At 72.7% G+C, this 8,638-nt stretch carries 5 protein-coding genes; 3 read left to right on the forward strand and 2 right to left on the reverse strand.

From position 1 onward, the window contains the following. The first annotated feature begins 16 nt into the window (after window positions 1-16). The 3 genes from Amac_RS10330 to Amac_RS10340 are packed head-to-tail and all read left to right on the forward strand — an operon-like array spanning window position 17 to window position 6,629. Window positions 17-1,147: an ATP-binding protein gene (locus Amac_RS10330; RefSeq protein ID WP_155354093.1), complete on the forward strand. Its 1,131-nt coding sequence runs from the start codon at window positions 17-19 to the stop codon at window positions 1,145-1,147. Further along, window positions 1,144-4,665 (forward strand): vWA domain-containing protein, encoded by a 3,522-nt coding sequence (locus Amac_RS10335; RefSeq protein WP_155354094.1) that lies wholly within the window; start codon window positions 1,144-1,146, stop codon window positions 4,663-4,665. The genes Amac_RS10330 and Amac_RS10335 overlap by 4 nt, the downstream gene beginning before the upstream one ends. Then, complete coding sequence (locus tag Amac_RS10340) at window positions 4,662-6,629, forward strand: SWIM zinc finger family protein (RefSeq protein ID WP_246268211.1); 1,968 nt, start codon at window positions 4,662-4,664, stop codon at window positions 6,627-6,629. The genes Amac_RS10335 and Amac_RS10340 overlap by 4 nt, the downstream gene beginning before the upstream one ends. A gap of 17 nt (window positions 6,630-6,646) precedes the next feature. Here Amac_RS10340 and Amac_RS10345 read toward each other — a convergent pair whose 3' ends face one another. Next, on the reverse strand, window positions 6,647-7,522 hold the full coding sequence (locus Amac_RS10345) for a T3SS effector HopA1 family protein (protein ID WP_155354096.1): 876 nt from the start codon (window positions 7,520-7,522) through the stop codon (window positions 6,647-6,649). A 151-nt stretch (window positions 7,523-7,673) separates the two neighbouring features. Next, window positions 7,674-8,486, reverse strand: a complete 813-nt coding sequence (locus Amac_RS10350; protein ID WP_155354097.1) for a hypothetical protein — start codon at window positions 8,484-8,486, stop codon at window positions 7,674-7,676. Window positions 8,487-8,638 lie beyond the last annotated feature (152 nt).

Genomic DNA, 8,638 nt, shown 5'->3' on the forward strand with positions numbered 1-8,638 from the left:
GAGGACTTCTCTCCCCATGACCTTGACCGAGAATCGGGTTCCCCCGGCCCGGCAGGCGCTGCCGGCCGAGGAACGCCATGCCGCCGAACTCGCCTTCCTCGCCACCCACGACTCCGGCCCGCGCCCGCCCGGCTGGGCGCTGACCCCGCGCGCGGTCGTGACCTTCATCTGCGGCAGCGGCGACCAGACCCTGGACGGCCGGATGAAGGTGGCGCCCAAGTTCGTCGGCGAACGCGCCCTCGTCGAACGCTGCGTCGTCACCCTCGCCGGAGAACGCGGCCTGCTCCTGGTCGGCGAACCCGGCACCGCCAAGTCGATGCTCTCCGAACTGCTGGCCGCCGCCGTGTGCGGCACGAGCGCGCTCACCGTCCAGGGCACCGCCGGCACGACCGAGGACGCCTTCCGCTACGGCTGGAACTACGCCCTTCTCCTCGCCCAGGGCCCCAGCCGGGCCGCGCTCGTCGACTCGCCCGTGCTCACCGCCATGCGCTCCGGCCGCGTCGTCCGGGTGGAGGAGATTACCCGCTGCCTGCCCGAAGTCCAGGACGCGCTCGTGTCGATCCTGTCCGACCGGCGGGTCAGCGTGCCCGAGCTCGCCGGGACCGAGGACGCGCAGGTCGCGGCGGTGCCCGGGTTCACGGTGATCGGCACCGCCAACCTGCGCGACCGCGGCGTCTCGGAGATGTCGGCGGCGCTCAAGCGGCGCTTCAACTTCGAGACCGTGGATCCCATCTCCGACGCCGACGCCGAGACCGCCCTGGTGCGCCGCCAGGCCACGGCCGTCGTGGCACGGGCCGGCGCGGCCTTCGGGGTGGACGACGCCGTGCTCGACGCCCTGGTCACCGTCTTCCGCGACCTGCGCTCCGGCCGCTCCGCGGAGGGCTGGGACGTGGAACGCCCCGGCACCGTCATGTCCACGGCCGAGGCCGTGCAGGTGGCGGCCTCGCTGGGGGTGGCGGCGGCTTATCTGCCCAGCGGCGACGTGCTGGACCTGGTGCCCGGTCATCTGCTGGGGGTGGTGCGCAAGGACGACCCGGCGGACCACGGACGGCTGCTGGGGTATTGGGATGGGCCGGTGCGCAGGCGCGCCGAGGACGGGTCGGCGATGTGGCGCCGGCTGTGGGACCTGCGGGAGAACCTCCGGTGACGCCTCAGGATCCGCGGGAGGCGGTGGCCGCGCTGGCGGCCTCGGCGCGGCCGTACCTGCTGGGAGTCCGGCACCACAGCCCCGCGCTGGGCGTGGTGCTGCCCGCGCTGCTGGAATCCGCCGACGCCGAGGTGGTGTGCGTCGAGTTGCCGGCGGACTTCCAGCCCTGGCTCGCGTACCTGGCCGACCCGGGCACCCATGCCCCGGTAGCGCTGGCCGGGGCGCGGGGGGACGGAGGGCTGGCGTTCTATCCGTTCGCCGACTTCTCGCCCGAGCTGGTGGCCATCCGGTGGGCCTGGAAGCGCGGGATCGACGTGATCTGCTGCGACCTCCCGCTGTCCGACGCCGGCTGGCACACCCCCGGCACGGTCCCGGACGGCGGGGCCGGGGAAAGCTCACGGGGCGTCTCCTTCGCCGACGCGCTGGCCGCGTCCGGCACCGGTCGCGACGGCGACGACATGTGGGACCGCGCCGTCGAGGTCCTCGCCCCCGGCTGCGACCCCGAGGCCGTCCGCCGGGCCGCCCTCGGGGTCGGCTGGGCGCTGCGCCGCGACGCGGAGGCAGCGGGCGGCGTGCCCGCGATGGACCTGGCCCGCGAGGCCCACATGCGACAGGTCGTCACGGCCGCCGCAGCCGGTGGCCGCCGCGTCGCGGCCGTGATCGGCGCCTTCCACGCCGCCGCGCTGACACCGTCCGGCGCCCCGTCCCCTGACTCGGCCGCCTTCCCGCCGCCGGCTTCGCGTCCGCCCGTCACGTCGCTCGTGCCCTACGCGTTCGACCTGCTCGACTCCCGGTCCGGTTACCCGGCCGGCATCCGGGACCCGCGCTGGCAGCAGGCGGTGTTCGCGGCCGGGGGCGATCCCGGGAAGGTCCGGGACGGCGCCGCGCGCGCCATCACCGACCTGTGCCGGGAACTGCGCTCAGCCGGGCACACCGCGGGCACCGGCGAGGCCGTCGAGACGTTGCGGCTCGCCTGCGATCTGGCCCGCCTGCGCGGGCTGCCCGCGCCCGGGCGTGGTGAGCTGCTGGAGGCGGTGACGACCGTGCTCGGCCAGGGCGAGCCGCTCGGCCGGGGACGGGCCCTGGCGCGAGCGCTGGACACCGTGTTCGTCGGCACCGAGCGGGGCAGGACCGCGCCCGGCACGCCACGTTCCGGACTTGGGCCCGCCGCCGAGAGCGATCTCGCCGCGCTGCGCCTCCCGTGTCCCGGCAACCCCGAGCCCAGGGAAGTCCGCCTCGAGCCGCTCCGCTCCGATCTGGACGCCCGCCGCGAGGTCGTACTGCAGCGCCTGCACGTCTGCGGCGTCAACTACGGCGAGCCGGTCGAGGTGATCGGAACGGGCGACGGCGCCGCGCTCACCACCAGGTGGCGGCTGGCCTGGACCCCCGCGGTCCCGGCTCTGCTGGACCTGGCGGGCGTCCGCGGCGTGACCCTCGCCCAGGCGGCGGACGGGACGCTGCGCGAGACGTACCGCCGCGAGTCCGCGGACGGCGGGCCGACCTGCGCCCTCATCCTCTCCGGCCTGCGCGCCGCCGCCGATTGCGACCTGCCCGGCCTGGTCACCGACCGCCTCGCCGACGCCGCCGTCACGCTGCCCGCCACCGCCACCCTCGCCGAACTGCTCGAGGCCCTCGACCTGCTGGACGCGCTACGCCGGCAGCACCTGCCCGGCACCACGCCCGAGAGCCGCGAGCGCGCCACCGAACTGTCCGGCGCCCTCCTGGACGCCGCGGTACGCGCTCTGCCGGGCCTGGCGGGCAGCGACCGGCCGGAAGACGCGGTCGCCCTGGTCGCCCTCGCCTTCCGGGTCGGTGAGGAACGCCTGGGCCTGCGGATGGACGACGCTCTGGCCATGCTCGCGGGTACCGCCTCGCCCCTCGTCCAGGGTGCGGCCCTGGCCGCCCGGGTGCTGCTGGACCTGGACCGCCCGTCCTCGCTCGGAGACCGGGCGGCCGGCTGGGTCGACGCCGCGACCGGGCCAGATGGCCGCCTCCGGCTGGACCGGCTGCTGACCGGCGTGCTCACGGCCGCAGGTCCGCTGCTCCAGTCGGCCCCCGCCGCGCTCGACCCGCTCATGGACCGGGTGGACGGGCTCACGGACAAGGAGTTCCTGGACCGTCTGCCCGCGTTGCGCGGCGGATTCGACACGCTCGACCCGGCGGGACGTACCCGCCTGCTGGAGGTTGTCTCCGAGCGGCTGGGCGACCGGCCCGACCTGGCTCTGGGGGCTCCACCGTCGCTGCTGGCCCTCTGGACGGCCGCCGACGCCGCCGGACTGGACTCCCTGCGAACCCTACGACTCCCGATCCCGGCTCTGTTCGACGCCCCGGAGCCGACCGTCTCCGCCCCGCCCACCGACGCGTCCGGGCGTGCGGCCGCCGGGAACGACGCTCCGCGGCGGCTGCGTCCGGCGGACCGGTGGCGGCTGCTGCTCGGCCGGGAGTCCGAACGGCTACCGGCAGGCGCCCGCTCGTACGCCCGTGCCCTGGACGAACTGTACGGAGCGGGCCGCGGCGAAGGCTCGAACGACTTCGGGGCCGCTCCAGGGGACGGGGGCGGCAGGGAGGCCCCGTTCCCCACGGCACGCGAGTGGTCGCAGGAGCTGGAGGCGCTGTTCGGCACCCGGGTTCGCGAGGAGGTCCTGGCCCGCGCCGTCGACGCCGGACGCACCGACGTGCTGGCCGAGCTCGACCCCGCCTCCGTCCGGCCGTCCGTGGAGCTGCTGGCCTCCGTGCTGTCCCTGGTCGGCGGCCTGCCGGAGCAGCAGGTGGCCAAGCTGCGCCCGCTCGTACGCCGCCTGGTGGACGAGCTGACCCGCGAGCTCGCCACCCGCCTGCGGCCCACCCTGACCGGGCTGGCCACGCCGCGCCCGACCCGCCGCCCCGGCGGCAGGCTGGATCTCCCGCGCACGCTGCGCGCCAATCTGTCCCTCGCGCGGCGCCTGGACGACGGACGGCTCGTGGTGATGCCGGAACGGCCGGTGTTCAGCACGCGTTCCCGTCAGCAGGCCGATTGGCGGCTGATCCTGGTGGTGGACGTGTCCGGCTCCATGGAGGCGTCCGTGGTCTGGTCGGCGCTGACGGCGGCGGTGCTGGCGGGCGTTCCGGCATTGTCCACGCACTTCCTGGCGTTCTCCACGCAGGTGATCGACTTGACGCACCGGGTCAGCGACCCGTTGTCCCTGCTGCTGGAGGTGCGCGTCGGCGGCGGCACCCACATCGCCACCGGGCTCGCGCAGGCCCGCAGGCTGGTCACGGTCCCGAGCCGCACGCTCGTCGTGGTCGTCAGTGACTTCGAGGAGGGCTACCCGATCGGCGGCCTGCTCGGCGAGGTACGAGCGCTGATCACCTCCGGCGTGCACGTGCTGGGGTGCGCCGCGCTGGACGACAGCGGCGTGCCCCGTTACTCGATTCCCGTCGCCCAGCAACTCGTCGCGGCCGGTATGCCCGTCGCCGCCCTCAGCCCGCTCGCCCTCGCCCGATGGGTGGGCGACCGCCTCCGCGGAGAACACCGGTGAATCCCCCCACATCAACCACCCCTGACGCTGTCGCTCCCACCGCGGGCTCCGCTGTCTCGCTGCCGCCGGTGGCCCCCGGCGTGGTCGCCGCCGCCGTCGAGGGCCTCACGTCGCGGCTCCGCAAGAAGCTGGACGCCGCGATCGAACAGTACGCCGCGCTGCCCGTCGAGGCCGGCGACGAGGGTATCCGGATCACCTGCGGTGAGGACGCGATCGTCACGCTCTCACCAGGGCCGGCTGGCGTGATCGCCGACGACCAGGCACGGTGCGGCTGCCTCCTTCAGCCTCGTTGCCTGCATCGCGCGGCCGTCCTGAGCGCATGCCCGATCGCGGACGGGCTCCCCCACCCGACCGCCGGCGGGGAAGAGGGGGTCACCGCGCCTGACGGCTCCTCCCCCACAGGTCCTGCTCCCGACCTCGTCGGTGGCACGCCGACTCACCCGACCGCCGCCGAGGCGCCCACGACGGCGACGGGGCCCGCGGCGGCGCAGGTGGCCGCCGCGTCCGGGCTGTGGGCCGCCGCCGCGGCCGTGCTGTCCGCCGGAGTGCCCGCCGCCGGCGCGGTGCCCCAGTCCGAGTTGCTGAGGGCCGCGCACACCGCCCGCCTGGCGGGGCTGCCCTGGGCGGCTGCCGCCGCGTTGCGAGTAGTACGGGGGTTGCGGGCCGCCCGCGCCCATCACCCCGGGCACCGCCTCGCCGACCTGGTGTGCGATCTGCGCGAACTGCTGCTCATCACGGGCAGGCTGGCCGGGGGCGATCCCGACCCGGCGCTGGTCGGCACCGTACGGCGCGACTACCAGCCTGGCGGGAGCCTGAAGGTGCACGGGGTGTTCAGGGAGCCGGTGATCAGCTCCACCGGCTACGGTGGCGTGGTGACGCACATGGTCACGGAGAACGGCCGCTGGTATTCGGTGGCCGACGTCAAACCGGGCGGATCGGCCCGCGCCCGTGGGGCCGCCACCGCGCCCGTCTCCATCTGCCCCGCCATGCTGAACCACTCCGAACTCGCCCGCACCGGACTGCTGATCGCCGGTGCCACCGTCTCCCCGGACGGCCGCCTCGGCGCGGGCAGGGACGTACGCGCCACCCCCGTCGCCGGTATGCCGTGGACGGAGGGCCCGATGGCGGCCCTGTTCGCCCGCCCGTTGGCGGAAGCGGCGGTCACCCGGCTCTCCGGCCACGCCTGGAGCGAGCAGGACACGGAGGAAAAGGCCCGCGAACCAGTCGGCTGCGACCTGGTCATCGTCGGCGCGGCGGGCGACCACGTACTGGCCCGCGAACTGCTCCCGTCCGAACGCTACGGCCCGTTGATCCGGCTCGTCCCGGCCAGTCAGCACTCCGAGCTGGCCCATGTCGACAACCTTCGGCGCCTCGCGTCCCGTCCAGGCCTGCTCGTCCGTGTGGTGGGCCGGGTGGCGCCCGGTCGGGTTGCCACGCTGCTCCCGCTGGCGGTCGGTCCGGTCCCCGGCACGAACACGACGCTGCGCCTGCCCTCCGAATGGCAGGGCCACGCCGACCTCGGGTACGACCGTCTCCAGGGAGCCCACCTCCCGCCCCAGGACGCCCGCATGCCACCCCCACCAGCAGACGACGAGGTGGATCCGGTGGCCAGCGCGCCGCTCTGGCGGGTACGCAGGCTGATCGAGCTGGCCGTCTCCGGCGGCAGACGGGCGGTCGCCGAATCGGCTCGCAACGGCGACTCCCATGCCCCGCTGCGCAGCGCCGGCTTCCAGGCCGCCGCCGACCTGGTCACCGCGCTCACCGCCGAGGCCGACCGCCGAGGCCGTGACGCGTTCGGACGGTTGACGGATCCAGGACCCGACCGATACGCGTGGGCGTGGGTGGCCGCCGCGACCCACCTCGCTACCGCGGAACGGGCCATGATCCAGGCCTCCTGGCAAGGAGACCACGCCCTCCGAGCGCGGGCACTCAACCTCGTCGCCGACAACAGGCCCGCGACATAGTCGAGGTACTTTCACGTTCAGGTCGAAAGGCCGAGGTGCCGATGTGGTTTCTTCGGCATGACTCCGAAATCTCCGAACCCCGCCTCGATCAGACGCTGCAGTTCCTCCGCGCTCCGCACCGGCTCGGCGTGACCCTTGAGCAGGCTGGCGATCATCGCAGCCCGGGTCCACGTGAAACTCTGGTCTTTGCTCTCCCTGAGTCCCTGTATGTAGTCCACCGGTTCCTCGGCCCAGGAGATGGCCGGCGTCACCTGCGAGTAGAACGGGGTGACGGTCTCGTCGGCATCCCCTTCCCGGAGCGCGTCGGTGACCGCGGCCACGATGCGGTCGCCGACGTAATCCGCATCGCCCTCTATCTGGTCGCCGACTCTGTAGTACACGACGATTTTGTCGTTCTTGACTTCTGTGGTCGGCTGGGCGGTAGCGGACAGGAACACCTTGAACTGCGTCAGGTCGGGAAAGACAGTCGGGTCAGCGCTCAACGAGCCCAGCGCTTTCGTGGCGCGCACGGCCGCCTGCTGCGATGTCAGGTTGATGACGATACGTCGTTGGCGATAATTAAGCCCCGCGGACTTCTCCCCCGTTCCGGACGAGTGAGCGGGGTTGAGGAAGCCTAGGTAGGAACCTATTTCCAGCGCCTGCGACACGGTTAGATACTGGCCGTCCTCGGTTTGCGCTTGGATCGTGAAGGCGTCAGTCGCCTCGTAGATTTCTTCTATTTCCTGCTGGGATAGCGCGTGCTTGAGGTAGCCGGCATCGCTGTACCCCATCATGGTGTATATCTTGGCGGCCAGGGTGCTCGGATCGGCGACGAGAGCGCCTTTCTTGTACCAGGTGTCATAGAGCTCTTTGTAGAACCGCTTATCACGATCCTCGTTCCTGGCGGATCGCACGTTGTCCGGGTACGGGGAAAGCGTGTCACGTTTGGTCTTTTTCAGTTGGCTCGATCTTCCGGTCGGTGATTCCGTCCGAGCGGACCTGTTGGGAGCCGTGCTTCGATCCCTGGATCTCGGCTCCCGCTCGGACTTACTGGAATCGGACCGTTCAGGTTCGGCGTCGGATCGTGTTCGCGTTGTCGTTGTGGTTGCCGTAGCCGGGGACAGGCGAAGCGGCTGGCGCGCCAGGCTGGACGACGTCTGCGTGGTTATGGGCGGGGACGGTCTGGGGAGAGGTGGCCTGTTCCCGGGAACCGGGAGCGGGGCGGGCTTCAAGAGTGCCGGCGTGAGGGGTGCCGAAGGCGTTGGCATCCCCGAGCGTGTGGGTGGGCCCGCAGTACGCGGAACGTTCGAGGTGAGCGGAAAACTCGGCGAGGCGGTTACCGGCATCGGGCGGCTTGGCGCCGGTTGGTGGGTGAACGGCGCGAATTTGAGTGTGAACGGGGGATCGTTCGCGTTGCCGGGATTCATCCGCACTACCGGCGGGCGGCTCGCGGAGACCGACGTCAATGGCTGGGAGGTAAGCGTCGGCGTAGGTGGATTCGATCGCCCGACGCTCGCCTGGGGTGGGTTCGTACGGGCAGGTGGTGGCACCCTCGCCGGTGTGACCGGCGGCCGGACGGGCTGCGTCCGGGTTGGGGCTGATCTCGTCGGCGCGGGTGTGTTCAGTCGCCCGGCGTACGTCTGAGGTGGATTCGTGCGAGCAGGCACCCTCGCGGGCACCACCGGCGATCGGACGGGCTGCGTCTGAGGCCGGACCGGTGTGGGCGGCGGGGGATTGCTCCTTGCGGGAGGCGTGCTGGGGGTCGTTGCCGTCCTGGTGGTGTCCTGGGTGGAGGAAGTGCTTCCGCCAGGGCGCGCGCGTGGCGGAGAGGTCCGCTTGCGGTGAAAGGCCAAGGCTTCCGTCCGTGGATAAGGGCATGTCGTGAAGAAGGGAGCAATATCGTCCCTTAGCCCTAGATCGCACCGCATCCTGATCGCCGATTCGGTCGACGATACGTACCCGCCGAAAAACGACCCGGCCGGGGACGCGCTGGTACTTGAACTGCCTCAGGTGATGGCGGCGGGCCGCAC

It is taken from the genome of Acrocarpospora macrocephala, assembly GCF_009687865.1.
Classification (GTDB): Bacteria; Actinomycetota; Actinomycetes; order Streptosporangiales; family Streptosporangiaceae; genus Acrocarpospora; species Acrocarpospora macrocephala.

Coding starts and splice junctions, on each gene's coding strand:
- Amac_RS10350 (WP_155354097.1), bottom strand. CDS start 8,486: ATGCCCTTATCCACGGACGGAAGCCTTGGCCTTTCACCGCAAGCGGAC.
- Amac_RS10330 (WP_155354093.1), top strand. CDS start 17: ATGACCTTGACCGAGAATCGGGTTCCCCCGGCCCGGCAGGCGCTGCCG.